Below are 22,653 nucleotides of genomic sequence, written 5' to 3'. Positions count from 1 at the left end.
GCCGGCTGCGCTGATCCACATCAACTGTACCCGCCTGCAAATCCTCTACAACAACACTGGGACGAACCTCGTTCCCAGTGCTGCCTGATGAATCATAAAAAACGATTGCACACCTGCGCCCAAGGGACCACCCAGGCCAGGTGCCTAAAGGAATATGCAATGGCTTCCGTACTTTCACGCCTGGCCCTGTGCGCCACGACGTTGCTGCTGATACCCGCCCTTCACGCCAGTGAGCCAGACATGGCAGCGGCTGAAACCACCGACAAGTCCCTGCTCGAACGTGGCCGCTACGTTGCCCAGCTCGGTGACTGCATCGCTTGCCACACCGCCCCGCAAGGTCCGCTGATGGCCGGTGGACTGCAACTGAAGACGCCCATGGGCACGATCTACTCAAGCAACATCACCCCGGACCCGGACACCGGTATCGGGCGTTACAGCTTTGAGCAGTTCGACAAGGCCATGCGCGAAGGGGTGAGCGCCGACGGTACCCAGCTGTATCCCGCCATGCCCTACCCGTCCTACGCCAAAATCAGCGAAGAGGACATGCAGGCGCTGTACGCCTACCTGATGCAAGAAGTGCAGCCGATCAGCCAGTCCAACCAGGCCGCCGACATGAGCTGGCCGTTCAACATGCGCTGGGGGCTGGCATTCTGGAACTGGGCGTTTGTCGATAACACACCATTCGAGCCCGACCCGCAGCGCGATCCGCTGATCAATCGCGGCGCCTATCTGGTGCAGGGCCTGGGCCATTGTGGCGCCTGCCATACCCCGCGTGGCGTGGCTTTTCAGGAAAAGGCCATGAGTGACGCCGGCAGTAGCGGCAAGCACTTCCTCGCTGGCGAAACCGTCGAGCACTGGCGCGCCCTGAGTCTGCGCAATCTGTGGACGGTGCCCGACACCGTGCAACTGCTCAAAACCGGGCAGAACCGCTTCGCCACGGTGTCCGGAAACATGGCGGATGTGATTCACCACAGCACCCAGCACTTCAGCGATAGTGATCTGACCGCCATCGCCAGCTACCTCAAGTCGCTGCCACCGGGCGAAAACGACCTGCCCATGCCCACCGTTGCCCTGCCTGCGCCCACGCCACCGGCCGATCTGTTCAGCAGTCGTGGTGGCCTGGGTTACACCCAGTTCTGCAGCGACTGCCACCGCACCGACGGTGGCGGCGTGCCTGGCATGTTCCCGCCCTTGGCCGGCAACCCGAGCATCGCCTCCAGCGACCCGACCTCGCTGCTGCACATTACCCTGACCGGCTGGGAGACCGCGCAGACCGCGACCCATTCACGGGTTTACACCATGCCCGGATTCGCCCGCCTGTCGGATCAGGAAATCGCCGAGATCCTCAGTTTCGTGCGCAGTCGCTGGGGCAACGACAGTTCCGCAATCACTCCGGCACAGGTGAAAAAACTGCGCGGCCAACTCAATCCGCAAACCACTGATTCGACCGCCTTTGAGACGCCGCGCCTGGCCGACCTGCTCGCCGCCGCCAATGCCGACCAGGTTATCCGTGGCATGCGCCTGCACCTGCAGACCAAGGAACTGCTGCCCGACAACGTCGGTAATGCACTCAACTGCACCAGCTGTCACCTCAACGCCGGCACCGTGGCCGATGGTTCGCCCTTTGTTGGCGTATCGGCGTTTTTCCCCGGTTACGCGCCGCGCGCCGGCAAGGTGATTACCCTGGAAGAGCGTATCAACGGCTGCTTCCGCCGCTCCATGAACGGCAAGCCGATTGCACCGCAGTCAGCTGATATGCAGGCCATGGTCGCCTACTTCGAATGGATGAAAAACAACACCCAGCCCGGCGACAAAGTGGCCGGCCGGGGGGTCGGCAAGATCGATCCGGCGATCAAGCCCGACCTTGGCAATGGCCAGCAGGTCTACGCCAAACAGTGCGCGGTGTGTCACGGCGCCGATGGCGAAGGCTTGGCGCGTGCGGATGGCAGTCTGGTGTTTCCACCACTGTGGGGCGAGCAGTCCTTCAACATCGGCGCTGGCATGGCACGTACCTACACGGCTGCCGCATTCGTCAAACGCAACATGCCGATCGGCTTTCATGAACGCTTTCCACTGGGCCAGGGCGGCCTGAGTGACCAGGAAGCGGTGGATGTTGCCGCCTGGTTCTCGCAGCAGCCGCGACCGGACTTCCCGGACAAGGTCAAGGACTGGCCCAACGGCGGCAAACCGGTGGATGCACGCTACTGACATCGAGGAGCAAGCCCGCGGCTCCGACATGGTGTGAAAATTGCTGTCATTGTGATGTCAGGCACTGACCGGTAACGGCCCGGTGCCACCCCTCCAGGTTACAAATCCAGGGACACACAATGAAAAAAGCATGGCTGACGTTTTCTGCACTTGCACTGTGTCTGGCTGCGGGCAATGCCCTGGCCAAGGAATACAAGGAGCTGCGCTTCGGCGTCGATCCCTCGTATGCCCCGTTTGAATCCAAGGCTGCCGACGGCAGCCTGGTGGGCTTCGACATCGACCTGGGCAACGCCATCTGCGCCGAGCTCAAGGTCAAATGCAAATGGGTCGAGAGCGATTTCGACGGCATGATCCCGGGCCTCAAGGCCAACAAGTTCGACGGCGTGATCTCGTCCATGACGGTAACGCCAGCGCGCGAGAAGGTCATCGACTTCTCCAGCGAGCTGTTCTCCGGCCCGACTTCGCTGGTGTTCAAAAAAGGCTCAGGAATGAGCGCCGATCCGGCTTCGCTCAAGGGCAAGACCGTCGGCTATGAGCAAGGCACCATCCAGGAGGCCTACGCCAAGGCCGTGCTGGACAAGGCCGGGGTCAAGACCCAGGCCTACCAGAACCAGGACCAGGTGTATGCCGACCTGACCTCCGGCCGCCTCGATGCTTCGATCCAGGACATGCTCCAGGCTGAACTGGGCTTTCTCAAGTCGCCTCAAGGTGCAGACTATGAGGTCAGCGCACCGGTAGAAAGCGAATTGCTACCGTCGAAGACTGCAGTGGGTATCAAAAAAGGTAACAAAGAGCTCCAGGACCTGATCAACAAAGGTATCAAAGCGTTACACGATGACGGCACCTATACCCAGATCCAGAAAAAACACTTCGGTGATCTGAACCTCTATAGCGGCAAGTGAAGGGTAGGAGCGAGCTGGATTAACTGTGGGAGCCAGCCTTGCTGGCGATGCCCGGCGCAGCCGGGCCAGGGCCGCTACGCGCCCCATCGCCGGCAAGGCCGGCTCCCACAAATAAGCAGTTAGACAGTTGCTCCCACACCTCCTGGCATAGGTTGCTTACATGTTCGAAGACCTGTTGCAGTCTCTGGGACTCTCGGCCTTCAGCCTGAAGGGCTTCGGCCCTTTGTTGCTGCAGGGCACCTGGATGACCATCAAATTATCCTTCATGTCGCTGCTGGTCAGTGTTGGCCTGGGCCTGCTCGGCGCCAGCGCCAAGCTCTCGCCGGTGCGCCCGTTGCGTCTGATCGCCCAGGCCTACACCACGCTGATTCGCGGCGTGCCCGACCTGGTGCTGATGCTGCTGATTTTCTACAGCCTGCAAACCTGGCTGACGACGCTCACCGACTATATGGAATGGGAATACATCGAGATCGACCCGTTCGCGGCGGGCGTGATTACCCTGGGTTTCATCTACGGCGCCTACTTCACCGAGACCTTCCGCGGTGCGATCCTCGCCGTACCCCGTGGCCAGGTCGAGGCCGCCACCGCCTATGGCCTCAAGCGCATGCAGCGCTTTCGCTTCGTGGTCTTCCCGCAGATGATGCGCTACGCCCTGCCCGGCATCGGCAACAACTGGATGGTCATGCTCAAGGCCACTGCCCTGGTCTCGATCATCGGCCTGGCCGATCTGGTCAAGGCCGCCCAGGATGCCGGCAAGAGCAGCTATCAGCTGTTCTACTTCCTGATGGTCGCCGCCTTTATCTACCTGCTCATCACCAGCGCCTCGAACGTTGTTCTGCGCTGGCTGGAACGCCGTTATAACGTCGGCACCCGGGAGGCCATCCGATGATCGAATTGCTGCAGGAATACTGGCGCGCGTTTCTCTATACCGATGGCACGCACATCACCGGCCTGGCCATGACCATGTGGCTGCTGACCGCCGCACTGGCGATCGGCTTCGTGGTCTCGATACCGTTGTCCATCGCCCGCGTCTCACCGCGTTTCTGGATCCGCTGGCCGGTGCAGTTCTACACCTACCTGTTCCGCGGCACACCGCTGTATATCCAGCTGTTGATCTGCTACACCGGGATCTACAGCCTGGCCGCGGTGCGCGCGCAACCGCTGCTCGACAGTTTCTTTCGTGACGCGATGAACTGCACCATCCTGGCGTTTGCCCTGAACACCTGTGCCTACACCACGGAGATCTTCGCCGGCGCGATCCGCAGCATGAACCATGGCGAGGTGGAGGCGGCCAAGGCTTATGGCCTGCGCGGCTGGAAACTTTATGCTTATATCATCATGCCGTCGGCGCTGCGCCGCTCGTTGCCCTACTACAGCAACGAAGTGATCCTGATGCTGCACTCCACCACGGTTGCCTTCACCGCCACCGTGCCGGATGTGCTCAAGGTCGCCCGCGACGCCAACTCGGCCACGTTTCTGACCTTCCAGTCGTTCGGTATCGCCGCACTGATCTACCTGTGCGTGACCTTTGCGCTGGTGGGACTGTTCCGCCTCGCCGAACGGCGCTGGCTGGCTTTTCTAGGACCGACTCACTAGGACTGATATGCACCACTCGACCCACGACATTCTGGCCCCGGTTCCAGGGATCGCCCGCCAGATTCACAGCTTCCATTTCGGCCCGCGGGGCGCCGGCAAAATCTACATCCAGGCCTCGCTGCACGCCGACGAACTGCCCGGCATGCTGGTGGCCTGGCACCTCAAGCAACGCCTGGGCGAACTCGAAGCCCAGGGCTTGCTGCGCCGCGAGATCGTGCTGGCGCCGATCGCCAATCCGGTCGGCCTGGAACAGGTACTGATGGATATGCCGCTGGGCCGCTTCGAGCTGCAGAGCGGTGAAAATTTCAATCGCAACTTCGTCGACCTGAGCGACAAGATCGGCGATCAGATCGAAGCACACCTGAGCCAGGATCCGGCGCACAACGTTGCCTTGATCCGCGAGTGCCTGCGCCGCGCCCTGGATGACCACCCGGCATCCACACCGCTGCAGTCGCAACGCCTGACCCTGCAGCGACTGGCCTGCGATGCCGAGATGGTACTGGACCTGCATTGCGACTTCGAAGCCGTCGCCCACCTGTACACCACCCCCGAGGCCTGGCCGCAGGTCGAGCCCCTGTCGCGCTACCTCGGTGCCCAGGCCAGCCTGCTGGCCACCGATTCGGGCGGGCAGTCCTTCGACGAGTGCTTCACCCTGGTCTGGTGGCAGCTGCAGCAGCGTTTCGGCAAACAATTCCCGATCCCGCAAGGCAGTTTCTCGGTCACCGTCGAGTTGCGCGGCCAGGGCGATGTCAGCCACCCGCTGGCCGAACAGGATTGCGCGGCGATTCTCGATTATCTGACGCACTACGGCGCCATCGAAGGCCAGGCGAGCCCCCTTCCGTCACTGACGTATCCGGCAACCCCGTTGGCGGGTGTGGAGCCTGTTGCCACGCCGTTGGGCGGCTTGCTGGTATTCCACGTCAAGCCGGGCCAGTACCTGGAGGCTGACCAGTTGATCGCCGAAGTCATCGACCCGCTCAGCGACCGGGTGACAGCGGTACGCAACGTCCAGCCCGGGCTCATGTATGCCCGCTCGCTACGGCGCATGGCGACTGCCGGCATGGTCATTGCGCACGTCGCCGGCCGCCAGCCCTACCGCAGCGGCTACCTGTTATCGCCTTGAGTAATAGTCACCTTTGAGAGCCTGCGCATGTACAAACTGACCATCGAAGACCTGCACAAGCGCTACGGCGAACACCATGTACTCAAAGGTGTCTCGCTCAAGGCGAAAACAGGCGACGTGATTTGCCTGATCGGCGCCAGCGGCTCGGGCAAAAGTACCTTCCTGCGCTGTATCAACTTTCTCGAACAACCCAACGAGGGCAGCATGACCCTCGATGGCAAGCCGGTACACATGACCCACGACCACCTCGGTCTGCGGGTCAGCGACCCGGATGAGCTGCAGCGTCTGCGCACGCGCCTGGCCATGGTCTTCCAGCACTTCAACCTGTGGAGCCACCTGAGTGTGCTGGACAACATCAGCCTGGCGCCACGACGGGTGCTGGGGGTCAGCAAGCAGGAAGCCGAAGCTCGCGCCCGGCGTTACCTGGACAAGGTCGGCCTGGCTGCCCGCGTGGCCGAGCAGTACCCGGCGTTTCTTTCCGGGGGGCAGCAACAGCGCGTGGCGATTGCCCGGGCGCTGGCCATGGAGCCGGAAGTCATGCTCTTCGATGAGCCAACCTCGGCGCTCGACCCGGAGCTGGTCGGTGAGGTGCTGCGGGTGATCCAGGGCCTGGCCGAAGAAGGCCGGACCATGATCATGGTGACCCACGAAATGGCCTTTGCGCGCAAAGTGGCAACCCAGGTCATGTACCTGCATCAGGGCCTGGTCGAAGAGCAGGGGCCGCCCGCCGAGGTACTCGGAAGTCCGAAAAGCGAACGCCTGCGCCAGTTCTTGAGCGGTAACCTGAAGTAAGCCTCAGGCGACGGGCGCAGGGGGTGGTTCATCCGGCAGGGTCGGCTCACCCGGCTCCATGGGCGGGGTTTCACCCGGTTGCGGGCTGTCAGGGGTATCCGGGTCAGGTTGCCCGGGTACACCACCGGCCTGGGTGATGTGCGGGTGCGGGTGGGCCAGCAGCGACCAAGCCATCACTCCTACATGATTGGGCTGTAAAACAGCCAGCTTGGCACTGATGGTCGGGTCTAGTTTCATGGACGGCTCCTTGGCAAAGTCCGCCAGACCTGTGCCTGGCGAAACAGTTCATCTCTTTGGAGTCCGCCAGGCGCAGGGAATTCCCGCGTTTTGTCGGATCAGGTGCGTGGCAGGGTGACGCCGCGCTGGCCCTGATACTTGCCGCCACGGTCCTTGTACGAGACTTCGCACTCTTCATCGGATTCAAGGAAAAGCATCTGCGCCACGCCTTCATTGGCGTAGATTTTCGCCGGCAACGTGGTGGTGTTGGAGAACTCCAGGGTCACATGGCCTTCCCACTCAGGTTCCAGCGGTGTGACGTTGACGATGATGCCGCAACGGGCGTAGGTGCTTTTACCCAGGCAGATGGTCAGGACGTTGCGCGGAATCCGGAAGTACTCCACGGTGCGGGCCAGAGCAAAGGAGTTCGGCGGGATGATGCAAACGTCGCTTTTGACGTCGACAAAACTGCCGGCATCGAAGTTTTTCGGATCGACGGTCGCCGAATTGATGTTGGTAAACACCTTGAACTCGTCGGCGCAGCGTACGTCGTAGCCGTAGCTGGAGACACCGAAGGAGATCAGCCGGTTGTCGCTCTCACCGCGCACCTGGCGCTCGACGAACGGCTCGATCATGCCGTGTTCCTGCGCCATGCGGCGAATCCACTTGTCCGATTTGATGCTCATGGCGGGTGTCCTGAAGTAACGAGGTGAAGAAATTCTGTGGCGCATCTTACCGGGCCCGGCGCCCGGTTCAAAGTTCCATGCAACGTCAGGCGTCGAATCCCCGTGTAGCGGGGCCTTGAGGGAGGCTTGCAGCACCGTCAGTCATGATTTGCGCGAAAGCTGAACAAGACCATTGGCACGTTCTGGAAAAAGGGTTATGGTGACGTCACTGTGCTGCACGTGTCACTGAGAATATCTACCTGATGCAAGATTTCGATCAACCCATCTTCATGAATTTTCTGCCTCTTTGCACTCAGTCTCGGCCAGGGCGTTTCCTGAGTCGTAGTTAACTTTGTCCAAGGAGACAGACCATGTCCAATCGCCAAACCGGTACCGTTAAGTGGTTCAACGATGAAAAAGGCTTCGGCTTCATCACCCCACAATCCGGTGACGACCTGTTCGTACACTTCAAAGCCATCAAGGCTGACGGCTTCAAGAGCCTGAAAGAAGGCCAAGCGGTCTCTTTCATCGCTACCCGCGGTCAGAAAGGCATGCAGGCTGAAGAAGTAGAAGTTATCTAACTTCCGCTTTACAGCTTGAAAAAAGCCCCGCCCTTAACAGGCGGGGCTTTTTTTATGCCTGCGATTTCAACCCAGGGCTGCTTCGCAGCCCATCGCCGGCAAAGCCGGCTCCCACAGGATTTTTGTAGCCAGATCCTGTGGGAGCCGGCCTTGCCGGCGATCAAGGCCTCATCAATCTTCGCTGATGGTGATATTCGGCATCGCCGGCGCTGCGGCCTCCTGCAGCACGATCCGCGCACCCACCTGACGGGCCAGCTCCTGGTAGACCATGGCAATCTGGCTCTCCGGCTCGGCAATCGCCGTCGGCTTGCCACTGTCGGCCTGCTCGCGAATCAACATCGACAGCGGCAGCGAGGCCAGCAGCTCGACACCGTACTGGCTGGCCAGCTTCTCACCGCCGCCCTCGCCAAACAGATGCTCGGCATGGCCGCAGTTGGAACAGATATGCACGGCCATGTTCTCGACCACGCCCAACACCGGAATATTGACCTTGCGGAACATTTCCACGCCTTTCTTGGCGTCGATCAGGGCCAGGTCTTGCGGCGTGGTGACAATCACCGAACCTGCCACCGGGACTTTCTGCGCCAGGGTCAGCTGGATATCGCCAGTGCCTGGCGGCATGTCGATCACCAGGTAGTCGAGATTGTCCCAGGCAGTCTGGGTCACCAGCTGCAGCAACGCCCCGGAAACCATCGGCCCGCGCCAGACCATCGGCGTGTTGTCGTCGGTCAGAAAGGCCATGGACATGACTTCGACACCGTGCGCCTTGAGCGGCACAAACCACTTCTGCTCGCGGATCTGCGGACGGGTGCGCTCAGGGATACCGAACATCACGCCCTGGCTCGGACCATAGATGTCGGCATCGAGAATCCCCACCCGCGCGCCTTCACGGGCCAGGGCCAGGGCCAGGTTGGCGGCAGTTGTCGACTTGCCCACGCCACCCTTGCCCGAGGCCACGGCAATGATGTTCTTGACGTTGGCCAGGCCCGGGATCTGCGCCTGGGACTTGTGCGCGGTGATCACACAGTTGATTTCGACCTGGGCCGAGGCGACCCCGTCGATCCCTTCGATAGCGGTTTGCAGGACCTGGGCCCAGCCATTCTTGAACAGGCCGGCGGCGTACCCCAGCTGCAGCTGGACACTGACCCGGTCGCCCTGGATATCGATGGCCTGGACACAACCGGCGCTGACCGGGTCCTGGTTCAGGTAAGGGTCGGTGTACTGGCGAAGAACGGCTTCGACGGCTGCGCGAGTGACGGCACTCATGGAGACTCCCGTTAAAAAGACTGAGTAAAACAGACCACTATGCTAACCCGCGAAACATCCACAGACGTCCATGGGGTGAAATAAATTTCCCGGCGTTTTATAGTGGCCGATCACCGTTTCATCTCAAGTAGCCGAAAAAAGTAGCCGAGCCCCCATGTCCGAGCCACGTCAGATTCTCGTCACCAGCGCCCTGCCCTATGCCAATGGTTCCATTCACCTTGGCCATATGCTCGAGTACATCCAGACAGACATGTGGGTGCGCTACCAGAAACATCGCGGCAACCAATGCGTGTATGTCTGCGCCGACGACGCCCACGGTTCGGCCATCATGCTGCGCGCCGAAAAGGAAGGCATCACCCCCGAGCAACTGATCGCTGCCGTCCAGGCCGAGCACGCCGGGGACTTTGCCGACTTCCTGGTCGATTTCGACAACTTCCACTCGACCCACGCCGAAGAAAACCGCGAGCTGTCGAGCCAGATCTACCTCAAGCTGCGTGACGCCGGGCACATTGCCACCCGCTCGATCACCCAGTACTTCGACCCGGACAAGAAAATGTTCCTGGCCGACCGCTTCATCAAGGGCACCTGCCCCAAGTGCGCCGCCGAAGACCAGTACGGCGACAACTGTGAAAAATGCGGCGCCACCTATGCCCCGACCGAGCTGAAGAACCCCAAGTCGGCGATTTCCGGCGCCACGCCGGTGCTCAAGGACTCCCAGCACTTCTTCTTCAAGCTCCCCGACTTCCAGGCCATGCTCCAGCAGTGGACCCGTAGCGGCACCCTGCAGGACGCCGTGGCCAACAAGATCGCCGAGTGGCTGGATGCCGGCCTGCAGGAATGGGACATCTCCCGCGACGCGCCGTATTTCGGTTTCGAAATCCCGGACGAGCCGGGCAAGTACTTCTATGTCTGGCTGGACGCGCCGATCGGCTACATGGCCAGCTTCAAGAACCTCTGCGCCCGTCGTCCCGAGCTGGACTTCGATGCGTTCTGGAACAAGGACTCCAAGGCCGAGTTGTACCACTTCATCGGCAAGGACATCGTCAACTTCCACGCCCTGTTCTGGCCTGCCATGCTCGAAGGCGCCGGCTACCGCAAGCCGACCGGCATCAACGTGCACGGCTACCTGACCGTCAACGGTTCGAAGATGTCCAAGTCGCGCGGCACCTTTATCAAGGCCCGCACCTACCTGGATCACCTGGCGCCGGAATACCTGCGTTACTACTACGCCTCCAAACTCAGCCGTGGCGTCGATGACCTCGACCTGAACCTGGAAGACTTCGTGCAGAAGGTCAACTCCGACCTGGTCGGCAAAGTGGTCAACATTGCCAGCCGTTGCGCCGGCTTCATTCAAAAGGGCAACGACGGGGTGATGGTTGCCGGCGACGCCGCACCAGAGCTGACCGAAGCTTTCCTGGCCGCTGCGCCTAGCATCGCCGAGGCCTATGAAGCACGCGACTTCGCCCGCGCCATGCGTGAAATCATGGCCCTGGCCGACCGCGCCAACGCCTGGATCGCCGACAAGGCCCCGTGGTCCCTGGCCAAGCAGGAAGGCAAGCAGGACGAAGTCCAGGCGATCTGCGCCCAGGGCATCAACCTGTTCCGCCAGTTGGTGATCTTCCTCAAGCCGGTACTGCCTTTGCTGGCTGCCGACGCCGAGGCGTTCCTCAATGTCGCCCCGCTGACCTGGAACGACCATCAGACGCGCCTGAGCAATCACCAGCTGAACCCGTTCAAGGCACTGATGAGCCGTATCGACCCGGTCAAAGTCGAAGCCATGACCGCCGCCAGCAAGGAAGACCTGGCCGCCAGCCAGACCTCCGTGGTGACTGGCAATGGCGAGCTGAGCAAAGACCCGCTGTCGCCCGAGATCGAGTTCGACACCTTTGCTGCCGTCGACCTGCGCGTCGCCCTGATCCTCAAGGCCGAAGCGGTTGAAGGCGCCGACAAGCTGCTGCGCCTGACCCTGGACATCGGTGACGAGCAGCGCAACGTGTTCTCCGGCATCAAGTCGGCGTACCCGGACCCGGCCAAGCTCGAAGGTCGCCTGACCATGATGATCGCCAACCTCAAGCCGCGCAAAATGCGCTTCGGCATCTCCGAAGGCATGGTCATGGCCGCGGGCCCCGGCGGTGAAGAAATCTACCTGCTCAGCCCTGACAGCGGCGCCAAGCCCGGTCAGCGCATCAAGTAAGGCCTGACGCCCCGGACGATTGCGTCCGGGGCGTTCTCATCCTCGCGTCATTGCCGGATAATGGCGAACAGCCCTGGCAATGTGCACCCCCATGAGCGAATTCATCCTGGCCCTGATCAGCGCCGCGCTGGTCAACAACCTGGTCCTGCATCAAGGGCTGGCCATCGACCCGGCCTTGCAGCCTTCGGCTGGCCACGACCGCCGTCGCCTGCACGCCCTGGGGCTGGCAACGCTGGCGTTACTGGTGCTGGCCGCTACGCTGGGGCAGCTGCTGTATCACTACCTTCTGCACCCCTTGCAGCTTGACTATCTACGCCTGTTCGTCCTGTTACCCCTGTGCGCACTGCTGATCGAACCGCTGCTCGGCGTCTTGTCCCGGGCATTGCCAAGCCTGCCCTTCGACGGGCTGATGCCGTTACTGCTGGGCAATGTGGCACTGCTAGGCTTGAGCCTGCAGATCATTGAAGGTGCCTACGGCATACTGCAAACCCTGGCCTGGAGCCTGGGCGGTGGTCTGGGATTCTGGCTGGCATTGAGCCTGTTCGCCGATCTGCGCCAACGCAGTGACAACGAGGCGATGCCCGAGAGTTTTCGCGGCCTGCCTGCAGAGCTGATCGGCGCGGGGGTGATGGCCTTGGCGTTTCTCGGCTTCAACGGATTATTTACATCATGAGTCTGATTCAACGCATCGACGCCCTGCTGCCGCAGACCCAATGCGGCAAATGCGGTCACCCTGGCTGCAAGCCCTATGCAGAGGGCCTGGCCAAGGGCGAAGCGATCAATAAATGCCCACCAGGCGGCGACGAAACCATTGCCGCCCTGGCCAATCTCCTGCACGTGCCGATCATCGCCCTGGACCCTGAGCGTGGCAGCGCACCACCCCAGGTCGCCTTTATCCGCGAGGCCGAGTGCATTGGCTGCACCAAATGCATCCAGGCCTGCCCGGTGGATGCCATTGTCGGTGCGGCCAAATTGATGCACACCGTGATCAGTGCTGAATGCACGGGCTGCGACCTGTGCGTGGCGCCCTGCCCGGTTGACTGCATCGACCTGCTGCCCCTAAACGCAACCAGCAAGATCATCCCGATTGTCGGCGGCATGGCCCAGGACCCCGAGGCCCTGACCGCCCGCAGCGCCAAACGCAATCATGCCCGCCGTCGCTTTGAACTGCGCAACAGCCGCCTGCAGCGCGAAGAGGCGCGCAAACAAGCCGAACGTGCTGCCCGCAATCAACGCAGCGCCCCCAGCAACACCCCGGAGCAAGCCGCAACCAGCGATGACCCGATCAAAGCGGCCATCGAACGGGTCAAGGCACAGAAAGCCGCCGCAGCCGATGCCGCCCTGAAAAAAGCCAAGATTGCCGCCGCCATGAGCCGGGCACAGCTGAACAAAGCCAGAAGCGCCTTCGGCGAGACACCGAACGCGGCTCAACTGGCGCAGCTGGCCGAGCTGGAGCAAGAGGCCGAACAGGCCCAGGCGCAACTGCTGGCCTTGCAACCGGCCACCGCCCATGCCGGCCGCTGACAACAGCGAGCGCCTGCGCAGCACCATGTTGCTGGTGCTGCTGGCGTGCCTGCCCGGGGTACTGACGTTGCTCTGGCAGCATGGCTGGGGAATGCTGTTCAATCTGTTGTTGTGCGCAGGCTCAGCCCTGGCGAGCGAAGCGTTGCTGCTCAAGCTGCAACAACGCCCGGTCCGGCCTCCACTCAATGACGGCAGTGCGCTGGTCAGCGCAACCCTGCTTGCCGCTGCCTTGCCGGCCTACGCCCCCTGGTGGGTACCGGTTATCGCCACGGTCAGTGCCATCGCCCTTGGCAAACAACTGTACGGCGGCGTCGGCAAGAACCCGTTCAACCCGGCCATGCTCGGCTATGCCGTAGTCTTGCTGGCCTTTCCACTACAGATGACCCAGTGGCCCGGCGCGCACTTGCTGGATCTGGGGAGCAGCCTGCAGCAGGTGTTTGGCTTCAGTGCCAATGAGCAACCCGATGCCTGGGCCCAGGCCACCGTTCTGGATGGCCTGCGCAACAACCGCAGCCTGACCCTCGACGAGTTGTTCGCCAGTCATCCAGGCTTTGGTCATTTCGGCGGTGCTGGCAGCGAAACGGTCAACCTGGCCTTCCTGCTGGGCGGCTTGCTGCTGTTGCAACGCAAAGTGTTCAGCTGGCATGCCCCGGTTGGCTTGCTGGCGAGCCTGTTCGTGATCAGCCTGCTGTGCTGGAACGGCTCAGGGTCCGACTCCAACGGCTCACCACTCCTGCATTTGTTCAGCGGCTCGACCATGCTGGCAGCCTTCTTTATCGCCACAGAACCGGTATCCGGCCCCAAATCACCGCAGGCACGCCTGCTGTTTGGCATCGGCATGGGCTTGTTGATCTACCTGATCCGCACATGGGGCAACTACCCCGATGGCACCGCGTTTGCCGTGTTACTGATGAACCTGTGTGTACCGGCCCTGGAGCGCTGGGCCGAACGTCGTCAAGCGGTGTCGTCATGAACCGCTCGTCGATCCGCAGCGCCATGCTGCTGTTGCTCATAGCCTTGTTGAGTCTGGGCAGCAGCATGATCTGGCAGCACTTCAGCGCCCGGGATATCGCCTTGGCCGAGCAGAAACTCAAGGCGCAGACCTGGCTCAGTGTCCTGCCAGAAAAGAGCTATGACAACCAGCCATTGCAGACACCCCTGGAATTAAACGCCCCCACCCTCGCCCACAGCCGGCTGCTGGCAGGCTATCGTGCCACCCTTGCCGGTCGTCCCAGCGCGGTGGTGCTGCACAGTCAGGCCCAGGGTTACGCAGGCCAGATCGAGCTGCTGATCGCTATCGACACGCACGGCCGCCTGATTGCCAGCAAGGTTCTACGCCAACAGGAAACACCTGGCCTGGGGGCCAAGCTGGTAGAACCGGACAACCATTGGCTACAGGGCTTCAACGGTAGCAGCCGCCAGACAACACCTGATGCAGCCTGGGCTCTCAAGCGTGACAGCGGCCAGTTCGATCAACTGGCGGGCGCCACGGTGACTTCGCGGGCCGTGATCCATGCTGTGCATGACGCCCTGCGCTACTTCGACGAGCATCGTCAGCGCCTACTTGAGGCAGGCAGTGATGAGTAGACAATGGCTGGCCGCCGTGAGCCTGGCCCCTTTGCTGGGTATGACCCAGACGCTGCTCAATGCGTGCGCCATCGCTGCCTTCAGCGTCTTGCTGATTGCCCTGCATCACCTGGCAATGGGTCCATTGCGCCGCTGGCTCGGGGCCCGCGGCAGAATGCTCGCCAGTGTGCTGCTGGCCGCAGCGCTGGTCACCTGCCTGGAGTTGAGTCTGCTCGCCTGGGCCCTGCCCCTGCATCAAGCGTTGAGCCCCTACCCGGCGTTGATCGCCGTACAATGCGTGGTATTCGAGTACGCTCAAGGCGAAAACCGGCGCTGGCGCGACATCGTCCAGCTGCTGTGCGCCTTCGCCACCCTGTGTATCGCCTTGGGGCTTTGCCGCGAGTTGTTGGCGGGATGGGCGGGACTGCGTCTGGCTGCCCTGCTGCCTGGGGCATTTTTTCTGTTGGGCCTGTTGCTGGCCCTGTACAACCGGGTTTGCCTGCGGCGAGCCCCCTCACGTCGTCAAGGAAAGCGTTGACCCCATGAATGCCGCCAAACGCCTGGAGATATTTCGCAGGCTGCACGAAGACAATCCCGAGCCCAAGACAGAACTGGCTTACACCTCCCCCTTCGAGTTGCTGATTTCGGTCATTCTTTCGGCCCAGGCCACCGATGTCAGCGTGAACAAGGCGACTGCAAAGTTGTACCCGGTCGCCAATACCCCCGAAGCCATCTATGCCCTTGGCGTCGAGGGGCTGTCGCAGTACATCAAGACCATTGGCCTGTACAACAGTAAAGCGCGCAACGTGATCGAAACCTGCCGTTTGCTGATCGAACAGCATGGCAGCCAGGTACCGGAAACTCGCGAGGCGCTTGAAGCATTGCCTGGGGTGGGTCGCAAGACCGCCAACGTGGTCCTCAACACCGCATTCCGGCAGCTGGCAATGGCGGTGGACACGCATATTTTCAGGGTCAGCAACCGCACCGGGATTGCTCCGGGCAAGACCGTGCTTGAAGTTGAGAAGGCATTGATGAAGTTCGTGCCCAAGGCTTACCTGCTCGATGCCCACCACTGGCTGATCCTGCACGGGCGCTATGTGTGCCTGGCGCGTAAACCCCGTTGTGGAAGTTGCCGGATCGAAGACCTGTGCGAATACAAGCAGAAAACCTCAGACGATTGAGCAGATAGTGAAAACTGCGCCAGACCGATTGAAAAAATCTTTTGTACCGGCTCGAAAATTCTCGCTATAAGGTGCGCCAATGGCCCTCTTGGCTTGGAGTGACTTATGAGCACCGATAAAGAAGACCTGGTTGTTGATGACGACATCGCCACTGAGGATGCAGAGGAAGATGTTCCGGCTGAAGTGGCAAAGACCAACTTGAGCAAGCGCCGTACCATCGATAACCTGCTGGAAGAACGTCGCCTGCAGAAACAACTGGCCGATTACGACTTCGACCTCTGACGCCTCGACTGCGCAAGCCAGGTAGCCCTTGGCTGCAGAGCACCGGCGTCACCATCAAAGCCTCCCGAGTGGAGGCTTTGTTGCTTCTGGTGATATCAAGCCAGGCCGTTGCGCTGGGCCAGTTCGATCAAATCAACCAATGACCGGGCGTTGAGCTTGAGTAGCAGTCGGGTCTTGTAAGTACTGACGGTCTTGTTGCTCAGAAACATACCGTCGGCAATTTCCTTGTTGGTCCTGCCGCGCGCCAGTTGCTGCAGGACCATCATCTCCCGCCCCGACAGACGCTCGACCATGTCGGCCTCGCTGGCCCCGCCCAGGTTGCTACGCACCGAATGCAGTGCTTGATTGGGGAAGTAACTGTAGCCGGACAGCACAGCCTTGATTGCACTGAGCAGTTCCGTGAGATCCTGCTGCTTGCACACATAGCCAGCGGCACCTGCCTGCATGCAACGCATCGAAAAGTGCCCGGGTGCCTGGGAGGTCAGCACCAGCACCTTGGCAACCGGACAGGTGGTCGTAAGCCGGGCAATAACTTCAAGGCCATCGAGCTTGGGGATGCCGATGTCCAGAATGACGATATCCGGATCATGCTCTCGTGCCAGTTGTAACGCGTCCACGCCATTGTCCGTCTCTGCGATGACTTCATAGCCATGCCGCTCCATCAGCATACGTACAGCCAGGCGGATGACCGGGTGATCATCCACGATCAGCACTTTATTCATGGGCAGATCCAATTGTTCGCTGTTCGATTTTTTTTGAGTCCGCACAATAGCCCAGTTACGCGACATAGTGTATTGCGGCACCCGCAAGCAAAAGCACACTAAGATAAAGCCTACACACATAGAGGATTGGTCCTACAAAAGACCTTAACCTGCCCATTCTCACACTTCTACCAGTGCCTTCGAACGAAACAGCGTTAACCTCTTAAACTAAAAGTAGCACCAGAGCACACAAACAGCCCAACCGGCAGGACCTTAATACTTGAAGGAAAAGTCCTATAATCCTGATATATATTTACCGACACCGATAAATTTCGATAAAACATGACAGGTAACAGGTTCCCCGTTCAGAAATCCCGCCCAGTGCCACTCCTGCGTGCTATCCAGACTAATAGCCACTCGACTGGGTGATAGCGAACGTGAGGACACGGCGATGAGCAACGCAGAGCCGAAAAGCCCATTGACCATCATTGCTATATTCGCCGGAATTATCGAAGCCTCGGCACTGGCCTCATTGCCTTTTCTAAGTGAGGACAGCCAGACTACCTACACATGGTTTCTGGTAGGCTTTCCGTTTTTTCTGACAGTCTTGTTCTTCCTTACACTCAACTTCAACTACAAATCTTTGTATTCACTGCCGGTACAGGACTCTACTGACGCCTGCGCTATTTCTACTTCAGCTCAACTATCCACTGCGGCGCAAACAATGATTAGCGACGCAATACAGGTACCTGCCGAATTACCCTTCGGCAATGAGGCTATCCACGTTGAGGCGGACAATGGCACCGCCCATGCGCGCGGTAATCCGCCACAGATTGCACAAGCAACCGTGACCATTACCCTGAGCGGAACAGGTGCGAGCCAATTGCTCGAACACTTTGCCATGCTGGCATTGGACCAGACCCAGCCACTGTGCAACACCTGGACGCTGATCAACCTGGAGACAGGCATCCAGACCACCCTGGCAACCCAGTCGATCAACCGCTAAAAAAAAACCCCGGACCAGGCCGGGGTTTTTATTCAGGGCGCCGCTCAGATCAGCGAACGACCCTTGTTTGCCGCAATGCGCATACGCAGGGCGTTGAGCTTGATGAAGCCCGCTGCGTCGGCCTGGTTGTACGCACCGCCATCTTCTTCGAAGGTCGCGATGTTGGCGTCGAACAGCGAGTCATCGGACTTGCGACCGGTGACGATGACGTTGCCCTTGTACAGCTTCAGGCGCACGACACCGTTCACATTGACCTGGGAGGCGTCGATCATCTGTTGCAGCATCAGACGCTCCGGGCTCCACCAGTAGCCGGTGTAGATCAGGCTGGCGTACTTGACCATCAGCTCGTCTTTCAGGTGAGCGACTTCACGATCCAGGGTGATCGATTCGATTGCACGGTGGGCGCGCAGCATGATGGTGCCGCCTGGAGTCTCGTAGCAACCACGGGACTTCATGCCGACATAGCGGTTCTCGACGATGTCCAGACGACCAATGCCGTTCTCGCCGCCAATGCGGTTGAGGGTGGCCAATACGGTGGCCGGCGACATTTCAACGCCGTCCAGGGCGACGATGTCACCGTTGCGGTAGGTCAGTTCCAGGTAGGTAGGAACGTCCGGCGCGGTTTCCGGCGACTTGGTCCACTTCCACATGTCTTCTTCGTGTTCGGTCCAGGTATCCTCCAGCACACCGCCTTCATAGGAGATGTGCAGCAGGTTGGCGTCCATCGAATAAGGCGACTTTTTCTTGCCGTGACGCTCGATCGGAATACCGTGCTTCTCGGCATAGTCCATGAGTTTCTCGCGGGACAGCAGGTCCCACTCACGCCATGGCGCGATAACCTTGACGCCCGGCTTGAGTGCATAGGCGCCCAGCTCGAAACGCACCTGGTCGTTGCCCTTGCCGGTAGCGCCATGGGAGATGGCGTCGGCGCCGGTTTCATTGGCGATTTCGATCAGGCGCTTGGCGATCAGCGGACGAGCGATGGAAGTACCCAGCAGGTACTCGCCTTCGTAAACGGTGTTGGCGCGGAACATCGGGAATACGAAGTCGCGCACGAACTCTTCGCGCAGGTCATCGATGTAGATTTCTTTCACGCCCATGGCCTGAGCCTTGGCGCGGGCCGGTTCGACCTCTTCGCCCTGCCCCAGGTCGGCGGTGAAAGTCACCACTTCACAGTTGTAGGTATCCTGCAGCCACTTGAGAATCACCGAAGTATCAAGGCCGCCGGAATACGCCAGTACGACCTTTTTTACGTCCGCCATGCCATCACTCCACGGGGTTGTACGGAAAGCCGTTGATTCTACCGGCCTTGCCGCGAAAATTACAGTGGGGCGACAGCTTGTGACGACAAAGCGACAGGAACTGTCGAGAGCGCGACGGACGGTCGCAGCTCAGGACTTGACCGAGGGCTTGCTTGCATCCGTTTGCACGGCCGATTGCGGTGTTGGTTCTGGGGTATTGCCCGCTGCTTTCTCTTCGGGCGCCGCCACCGGCGTCACCCGATCGAGCTGAATGTTCACCCGGCGATTGCGCGCGCGATTGGCTGCGGAGTTGTTAGCGGCCAGCGGGTAGCGCTCACCATGGAAGCGCACGCTGATCTGATTTTCAGGAATACCGTGTGCCTTCAAGTACTCCATCACCGCCAGGGCCCGGCGCCGGGACAGATCACGATTGGTCAGGCGATTGCCACTGTTGTCGGAGTGACCATCAAGCTCGATGCGGTTGACCGTAGGATCGGCCTTGAGAAATTCCAGGATCACATCCAGACGCGCCTTGGCATTGGCGTCCAGTTCAATACCACCCCCAGGGAAACCGACTCGCCCCTGGCGGACCTGGTCGTAGTTCATCGGCAGCAACTTGGCGGCGCAAACCTGGTAATCGCTGTAAGCCTTGCTGAATTTTACCGGCAGCAGGCGCACTTCCATTGATCGCCCGGCTTCGCCGGCATAGTTGCGCACCACGGTACTGCGGCCGTCGAGCAGACCATTGATCAGACGGCTGGCCTGCCCCTGGGAGCTGGTAAACAGCACGCCGCTACGGGCCATGCGCACCGACCCCAGGTTGATATCGCCACGGCCTGGCTGCCACGGCGCGGCAGCGGCCAGCAAGGTGGCAGAACCTGTACCCAGGACATTGCTGCTCGAACGCAACTGAAACGTCGCCTGTTCACCGGCACGGCGCACGAATTCACCGCTGCCGAAATCGGCAACCGGCTGGACCAGGCGGCATTCGAACTGATCGCCTTCGACCTTCCACTCGATATTCTCCAGACGGGTCTGGAAGGTAAGTGCTGTCGCTGGCAGGCAGGCAAACACACTGAGCAGGGCTAGATAACGCTGGCGCACGGGCGGCTCCACAGATTTTCACGGTATACCCGCAGGCTATCGGTCAGGCATGGCAAAACTTGATAGCGAGTGCTCGCACCCGGCTTTTCCGGTAGCATTCACCTTGAGTTCGACCCGCCTGGAATCCCCAATGTCCGACCGCCTGACCCTCCTGCGTCCCGATGACTGGCACATCCATCTTCGTGATGGTGCCGTCCTGCCCCACACTGTTGGCGACGTTGCGCGCACCTTTGCCCGCGCAATCATCATGCCCAACCTGGTACCGCCTGTGCGCAATGCCGCCGAAGCTGGCGCCTATCGCGAGCGCATCCTCGCCGCGCGTCCGGCCGCGAGCCGCTTCGAGCCGCTGATGGTGCTGTACCTCACTGATCGTACTCAGCCTGAGGAAATCCGCGCAGCCAAGGCCACTGGCTTCGTGCATGCAGCCAAGCTTTACCCGGCTGGCGCCACGACCAACTCCGATTCCGGCGTCACCAGTGTCGACAAGATTTTTCCGGTACTCGAAGCCATGGCCGAAGTCGGCATGCCATTGCTGGTACATGGTGAAGTGACACGCAGCGAAATCGACGTGTTCGACCGCGAGAAGCTGTTCATCGACGAACACCTGCGCCGTGTCGTCGAGCGCTTCCCGACCCTGAAGGTGGTGTTCGAACACATCACCACCAGCGATGCCGTGCAGTTCGTCAACGAGGCCCCGGCCAACGTCGGCGCGACCATCACCGCCCAGCACTTGCTGTACAACCGCAACCACATGCTGGTTGGCGGTATTCGTCCGCACTTCTATTGCCTGCCGATCCTCAAGCGCAACACCCACCAGGTGGCCTTGCTCGACGCCGCCACCAGCGGCAGCAGCAAATTTTTCCTCGGCACCGACTCGGCCCCCCACGCCCGTCACGCCAAGGAAGCGGCTTGTGGTTGCGCCGGTTGCTACACCGCTTATGCCGCCATCGAGATGTACGCCGAAGCGTTCGAGCAACGCAACGCGCTGGACAAGCTCGAAGGTTTTGCCAGCAAGCACGGCCCTGACTTCTATGGCCTGGCGCGCAACACCGAGACCATTACCCTGGTTCGCGAAAGCTGGACTGCCCCAAGCAGCTTGCCGTTCGGCGAGCAGACCGTTATCCCGCTGCGCGCCGGTGAGCAACTGCGCTGGCGCCTGCTGGAGGAAACTGCGTGAGTGAAGATCTGTACGACGACCAGGACGGTCCAAGCGGTGGCCCACGCCACCCGATGGCGGAACGTTTTCGTGGTTACCTGCCGGTTGTAGTGGATGTCGAAACCGGCGGCTTCAACAGCGCCACTGATGCCCTGCTGGAAATTGCCGCAGTGACCATCGGCATGGATGAAAAAGGCTTCCTGTTCCCGGAGCACACCTACTTCTTCCGGGTCGAACCGTTCGAAGGCGCCAACATCGAACAGGCTGCCCTGGAGTTCACCGGGATCAAGCTGGATCACCCACTGCGCATGGCTGTCAGCGAAGAGTCGGCGCTGACCGATATCTTCCGTGGCGTGCGCAAGGCGCTCAAGGCCAATGGCTGCAAGCGGGCGATCCTGGTTGGTCATAACAGCAGCTTCGACCTGGGCTTCCTCAACGCGGCCGTGGCGCGCCACGACATGAAGCGCAACCCGTTTCATCCGTTCTCCAGCTTCGACACCGCGACCCTGGCCGGTCTTGCCTATGGTCAGACCGTACTGGCTCGCGCCTGCCAGAGTGCCGACATCGATTTCGACGGTCGCGAGGCCCACTCGGCCCGCTACGACACCGAGAAGACGGCCGAGCTGTTCTGCGGCATCGTCAACCGCTGGAAGGAGATGGGCGGCTGGCAGGACTTCAACGACTGAAGCCTTGCTCAACCCACAAAAAAACCGGCCATCAAGGCCGGTTTTTTTATCGCTCGCTATTACAGCTTGCCAGCGTTCTCGCTCAGGTAAGCAGCAACGCCTTCAGGCGAAGCGGTCATGCCCTTGTCGCCTTTTTTCCAGTTGGCAGGGCAGACTTCGCCGTGCTCTTCGTGGAATTGCAGGGCATCAACCAGACGCAGCAGCTCGTCCATGTTGCGGCCCAGTGGCAGGTCGTTGACGATCTGCGAACGGACAACGCCTTTGTCGTCGATCAGGAACGCGCCACGGAAAGCAACGCCGCCTTCGGACTCAACGTCGTAGGCCTTGGCGATTTCGTGCTTCATGTCAGCAGCCATGATGTACTGCACCTGACCGATGCCACCGGCATTGATCGGGGTGTTGCGCCAGGCGTTGTGGGTGAAGTGCGAGTCGATCGACACTGCGATCACTTCAACGTTACGGTCACGGAACTCGGCCATGCGGTGATCCAGAGCGATCAGCTCGGACGGGCAGACGAAGGTGAAGTCCAGCGGGTAGAAGAACACCAGGCCGTACTTGCCTTTGATGGCCGAAGCCAGGTTGAAGCTGTCGACGATTTCGCCATTGCCCAGTACGGCTGGAACAGTGAAGTCCGGGGCAGTTTTGCCAACGAGTACGCTCATT

The 22,653-nt window shown here is 60.6% G+C and carries 24 protein-coding genes and 1 pseudogene; 18 read left to right on the top strand and 7 right to left on the bottom strand.

The window, feature by feature from the left end; all coding sequences use genetic code 11:
• Positions 1-159 precede the first annotated feature (159 nt).
• The 6 genes from NPS47_RS13845 to NPS47_RS13820 all read left to right on the top strand — a co-directional run bounded on the left by NPS47_RS13845 (position 160) and on the right by NPS47_RS13820 (position 6,621).
• Positions 160-2,208 (top strand): c-type cytochrome, encoded by a 2,049-nt coding sequence (locus NPS47_RS13845; RefSeq protein WP_274295464.1) that lies wholly within the window; start codon positions 160-162, stop codon positions 2,206-2,208.
• A gap of 119 nt (positions 2,209-2,327) precedes the next feature.
• Complete coding sequence (locus NPS47_RS13840; protein WP_274295463.1) at positions 2,328-3,110, top strand: transporter substrate-binding domain-containing protein; 783 nt, start codon at positions 2,328-2,330, stop codon at positions 3,108-3,110.
• Between the two features lie 160 nt (positions 3,111-3,270).
• The gene (locus NPS47_RS13835; RefSeq protein WP_274295462.1) at positions 3,271-3,999 is read left to right on the top strand and encodes an ABC transporter permease; all 729 of its coding nucleotides are present in this window, start codon (positions 3,271-3,273) and stop codon (positions 3,997-3,999) included.
• Positions 3,996-4,706, top strand: a complete 711-nt coding sequence (locus NPS47_RS13830; protein WP_274295461.1) for an ABC transporter permease — start codon at positions 3,996-3,998, stop codon at positions 4,704-4,706. Before NPS47_RS13835 ends, NPS47_RS13830 begins: the two co-directional genes overlap by 4 nt.
• 7 nt (positions 4,707-4,713) lie before the next feature.
• Complete coding sequence (locus NPS47_RS13825) at positions 4,714-5,829, top strand: succinylglutamate desuccinylase/aspartoacylase family protein (RefSeq protein WP_274295460.1); 1,116 nt, start codon at positions 4,714-4,716, stop codon at positions 5,827-5,829.
• 27 nt (positions 5,830-5,856) lie between these two features.
• Positions 5,857-6,621, top strand: coding sequence for an ABC transporter ATP-binding protein (locus tag NPS47_RS13820; RefSeq protein WP_274295459.1), 765 nt, complete (start codon positions 5,857-5,859; stop codon positions 6,619-6,621).
• 3 nt (positions 6,622-6,624) lie between these two features.
• On the opposite strand, the gene NPS47_RS13815 is transcribed toward NPS47_RS13820, so the two are convergent.
• Together NPS47_RS13815 and dcd are read right to left on the bottom strand one after the other, a co-directional pair.
• Positions 6,625-6,858 (bottom strand): hypothetical protein, encoded by a 234-nt coding sequence (locus NPS47_RS13815; protein ID WP_274295458.1) that lies wholly within the window; start codon positions 6,856-6,858, stop codon positions 6,625-6,627.
• Positions 6,859-6,956: 98 nt separating this feature from the next.
• Positions 6,957-7,523, bottom strand: coding sequence for a dCTP deaminase (gene dcd / locus NPS47_RS13810; RefSeq protein WP_028943496.1), 567 nt, complete (start codon positions 7,521-7,523; stop codon positions 6,957-6,959).
• Positions 7,524-7,873: 350 nt separating this feature from the next.
• On the opposite strand from dcd, the gene NPS47_RS13805 reads away from it, so the two are divergent.
• A complete protein-coding gene (locus NPS47_RS13805) occupies positions 7,874-8,083 on the top strand; it encodes a cold-shock protein (protein ID WP_010221054.1) in 210 nt (69 codons plus the stop codon).
• A gap of 171 nt (positions 8,084-8,254) precedes the next feature.
• Here the strand turns inward: NPS47_RS13805 and apbC are convergent, their stop codons facing one another.
• On the bottom strand, positions 8,255-9,349 hold the full coding sequence (gene apbC / locus NPS47_RS13800) for an iron-sulfur cluster carrier protein ApbC (protein ID WP_274295457.1): 1,095 nt from the start codon (positions 9,347-9,349) through the stop codon (positions 8,255-8,257).
• Between the two features lie 154 nt (positions 9,350-9,503).
• On the opposite strand from apbC, the gene metG reads away from it, so the two are divergent.
• From metG to NPS47_RS13760, 8 genes and pseudogenes are all read left to right on the top strand, one after another.
• Positions 9,504-11,543 carry a methionine--tRNA ligase gene (gene metG / locus NPS47_RS13795; RefSeq protein ID WP_274295456.1) on the top strand — a complete coding sequence of 680 codons (2,040 nt, stop codon included), beginning with the start codon at positions 9,504-9,506 and terminating at the stop codon, positions 11,541-11,543.
• 91 nt (positions 11,544-11,634) lie between these two features.
• Positions 11,635-12,216: an Rnf-Nqr domain containing protein gene (locus tag NPS47_RS13790; RefSeq protein ID WP_274295455.1), complete on the top strand. Its 582-nt coding sequence runs from the start codon at positions 11,635-11,637 to the stop codon at positions 12,214-12,216.
• Positions 12,213-13,058 (top strand): annotated as a pseudogene (rsxB, locus tag NPS47_RS13785) (electron transport complex subunit RsxB); the annotation flags it as partial. The gene NPS47_RS13790 and the pseudogene rsxB, both read left to right, overlap by 4 nt.
• The gene (locus tag NPS47_RS13780; protein WP_274295454.1) at positions 13,054-14,040 is read left to right on the top strand and encodes an RnfABCDGE type electron transport complex subunit D; all 987 of its coding nucleotides are present in this window, start codon (positions 13,054-13,056) and stop codon (positions 14,038-14,040) included. The pseudogene rsxB and the gene NPS47_RS13780, both read left to right, overlap by 5 nt.
• Positions 14,037-14,654, top strand: a complete 618-nt coding sequence (locus NPS47_RS13775) for an RnfABCDGE type electron transport complex subunit G (RefSeq protein ID WP_274295453.1) — start codon at positions 14,037-14,039, stop codon at positions 14,652-14,654. The genes NPS47_RS13780 and NPS47_RS13775 overlap by 4 nt, the downstream gene beginning before the upstream one ends.
• On the top strand, positions 14,647-15,171 hold the full coding sequence (locus NPS47_RS13770) for an Rnf-Nqr domain containing protein (RefSeq protein WP_274295452.1): 525 nt from the start codon (positions 14,647-14,649) through the stop codon (positions 15,169-15,171). The genes NPS47_RS13775 and NPS47_RS13770 overlap by 8 nt, the downstream gene beginning before the upstream one ends.
• A 4-nt stretch (positions 15,172-15,175) precedes the next feature.
• Positions 15,176-15,814 (top strand): endonuclease III, encoded by a 639-nt coding sequence (gene nth, locus NPS47_RS13765; protein WP_274295451.1) that lies wholly within the window; start codon positions 15,176-15,178, stop codon positions 15,812-15,814.
• Between the two features lie 105 nt (positions 15,815-15,919).
• Positions 15,920-16,096, top strand: a complete 177-nt coding sequence (locus tag NPS47_RS13760; RefSeq protein ID WP_038607792.1) for a PA3496 family putative envelope integrity protein — start codon at positions 15,920-15,922, stop codon at positions 16,094-16,096.
• A gap of 95 nt (positions 16,097-16,191) precedes the next feature.
• On the opposite strand, the gene NPS47_RS13755 is transcribed toward NPS47_RS13760, so the two are convergent.
• Positions 16,192-16,818, bottom strand: a complete 627-nt coding sequence (locus tag NPS47_RS13755; RefSeq protein WP_274295450.1) for a response regulator transcription factor — start codon at positions 16,816-16,818, stop codon at positions 16,192-16,194.
• A 430-nt stretch (positions 16,819-17,248) separates the two neighbouring features.
• Between NPS47_RS13755 and NPS47_RS25755 the strand changes: the two genes are divergently transcribed.
• The gene (locus NPS47_RS25755) at positions 17,249-17,803 is read left to right on the top strand and encodes a hypothetical protein (protein WP_425313513.1); all 555 of its coding nucleotides are present in this window, start codon (positions 17,249-17,251) and stop codon (positions 17,801-17,803) included.
• 44 nt (positions 17,804-17,847) lie between these two features.
• Here NPS47_RS25755 and NPS47_RS13745 read toward each other — a convergent pair whose 3' ends face one another.
• Together NPS47_RS13745 and NPS47_RS13740 are read right to left on the bottom strand one after the other, a co-directional pair.
• Positions 17,848-19,065, bottom strand: coding sequence for an argininosuccinate synthase (locus NPS47_RS13745; protein ID WP_045185748.1), 1,218 nt, complete (start codon positions 19,063-19,065; stop codon positions 17,848-17,850).
• A 129-nt stretch (positions 19,066-19,194) separates the two neighbouring features.
• The gene (locus NPS47_RS13740) at positions 19,195-20,148 is read right to left on the bottom strand and encodes a flagellar protein MotY (protein ID WP_274295449.1); all 954 of its coding nucleotides are present in this window, start codon (positions 20,146-20,148) and stop codon (positions 19,195-19,197) included.
• Positions 20,149-20,278: 130 nt separating this feature from the next.
• Here NPS47_RS13740 and pyrC point away from each other — a divergent pair, with 130 nt between their 5' ends.
• Both pyrC and rnt read left to right on the top strand, forming a co-directional pair.
• Positions 20,279-21,325, top strand: a complete 1,047-nt coding sequence (gene pyrC, locus NPS47_RS13735) for a dihydroorotase (protein WP_274295448.1) — start codon at positions 20,279-20,281, stop codon at positions 21,323-21,325.
• Positions 21,322-21,990: a ribonuclease T gene (rnt, locus tag NPS47_RS13730; protein WP_274295447.1), complete on the top strand. Its 669-nt coding sequence runs from the start codon at positions 21,322-21,324 to the stop codon at positions 21,988-21,990. Before pyrC ends, rnt begins: the two co-directional genes overlap by 4 nt.
• A gap of 59 nt (positions 21,991-22,049) precedes the next feature.
• Here the strand turns inward: rnt and NPS47_RS13725 are convergent, their stop codons facing one another.
• On the bottom strand, positions 22,050-22,652 hold the full coding sequence (locus tag NPS47_RS13725) for a peroxiredoxin (RefSeq protein WP_038607775.1): 603 nt from the start codon (positions 22,650-22,652) through the stop codon (positions 22,050-22,052).
• Between the last annotated feature and the right edge of the window lies 1 nt (position 22,653).

Origin of the sequence: Pseudomonas putida (genome assembly GCF_028682475.1) — a bacterium.
Taxonomy (GTDB): domain Bacteria; phylum Pseudomonadota; class Gammaproteobacteria; order Pseudomonadales; family Pseudomonadaceae; genus Aquipseudomonas; species Aquipseudomonas putida_AG.
Note: the sequence above shows the minus strand (reverse complement) of the source record. Positions and strands in the feature narration are given on the sequence as shown.

Excerpts from the sequence above, each read along its gene's own strand:
- NPS47_RS13790 (WP_274295455.1), top strand. The coding sequence starts at position 11,635 with ATGAGCGAATTCATCCTGGCCCTGATCAGCGCCGCGCTGGTCAACAAC.
- NPS47_RS13830 (WP_274295461.1), top strand. The coding sequence starts at position 3,996 with ATGATCGAATTGCTGCAGGAATACTGGCGCGCGTTTCTCTATACCGAT.
- NPS47_RS13725 (WP_038607775.1), bottom strand. The coding sequence starts at position 22,652 with ATGAGCGTACTCGTTGGCAAAACTGCCCCGGACTTCACTGTTCCAGCC.
- NPS47_RS13770 (WP_274295452.1), top strand. The coding sequence starts at position 14,647 with ATGAGTAGACAATGGCTGGCCGCCGTGAGCCTGGCCCCTTTGCTGGGT.
- NPS47_RS13755 (WP_274295450.1), bottom strand. The coding sequence starts at position 16,818 with ATGAATAAAGTGCTGATCGTGGATGATCACCCGGTCATCCGCCTGGCT.
- NPS47_RS13825 (WP_274295460.1), top strand. The coding sequence starts at position 4,714 with ATGCACCACTCGACCCACGACATTCTGGCCCCGGTTCCAGGGATCGCC.
- NPS47_RS13745 (WP_045185748.1), bottom strand. The coding sequence starts at position 19,065 with ATGGCGGACGTAAAAAAGGTCGTACTGGCGTATTCCGGCGGCCTTGAT.
- NPS47_RS13775 (WP_274295453.1), top strand. The coding sequence starts at position 14,037 with ATGAACCGCTCGTCGATCCGCAGCGCCATGCTGCTGTTGCTCATAGCC.
- NPS47_RS13845 (WP_274295464.1), top strand. The coding sequence starts at position 160 with ATGGCTTCCGTACTTTCACGCCTGGCCCTGTGCGCCACGACGTTGCTG.
- NPS47_RS13835 (WP_274295462.1), top strand. The coding sequence starts at position 3,271 with ATGTTCGAAGACCTGTTGCAGTCTCTGGGACTCTCGGCCTTCAGCCTG.
- NPS47_RS13840 (WP_274295463.1), top strand. The coding sequence starts at position 2,328 with ATGAAAAAAGCATGGCTGACGTTTTCTGCACTTGCACTGTGTCTGGCT.
- NPS47_RS13820 (WP_274295459.1), top strand. The coding sequence starts at position 5,857 with ATGTACAAACTGACCATCGAAGACCTGCACAAGCGCTACGGCGAACAC.
- NPS47_RS13815 (WP_274295458.1), bottom strand. The coding sequence starts at position 6,858 with ATGAAACTAGACCCGACCATCAGTGCCAAGCTGGCTGTTTTACAGCCC.
- NPS47_RS13780 (WP_274295454.1), top strand. The coding sequence starts at position 13,054 with ATGCCGGCCGCTGACAACAGCGAGCGCCTGCGCAGCACCATGTTGCTG.
- NPS47_RS13760 (WP_038607792.1), top strand. The coding sequence starts at position 15,920 with ATGAGCACCGATAAAGAAGACCTGGTTGTTGATGACGACATCGCCACT.
- apbC (WP_274295457.1), bottom strand. The coding sequence starts at position 9,349 with ATGAGTGCCGTCACTCGCGCAGCCGTCGAAGCCGTTCTTCGCCAGTAC.
- dcd (WP_028943496.1), bottom strand. The coding sequence starts at position 7,523 with ATGAGCATCAAATCGGACAAGTGGATTCGCCGCATGGCGCAGGAACAC.
- nth (WP_274295451.1), top strand. The coding sequence starts at position 15,176 with ATGAATGCCGCCAAACGCCTGGAGATATTTCGCAGGCTGCACGAAGAC.
- NPS47_RS25755 (WP_425313513.1), top strand. The coding sequence starts at position 17,249 with ATGAGCAACGCAGAGCCGAAAAGCCCATTGACCATCATTGCTATATTC.
- NPS47_RS13805 (WP_010221054.1), top strand. The coding sequence starts at position 7,874 with ATGTCCAATCGCCAAACCGGTACCGTTAAGTGGTTCAACGATGAAAAA.
- pyrC (WP_274295448.1), top strand. The coding sequence starts at position 20,279 with ATGTCCGACCGCCTGACCCTCCTGCGTCCCGATGACTGGCACATCCAT.
- metG (WP_274295456.1), top strand. The coding sequence starts at position 9,504 with ATGTCCGAGCCACGTCAGATTCTCGTCACCAGCGCCCTGCCCTATGCC.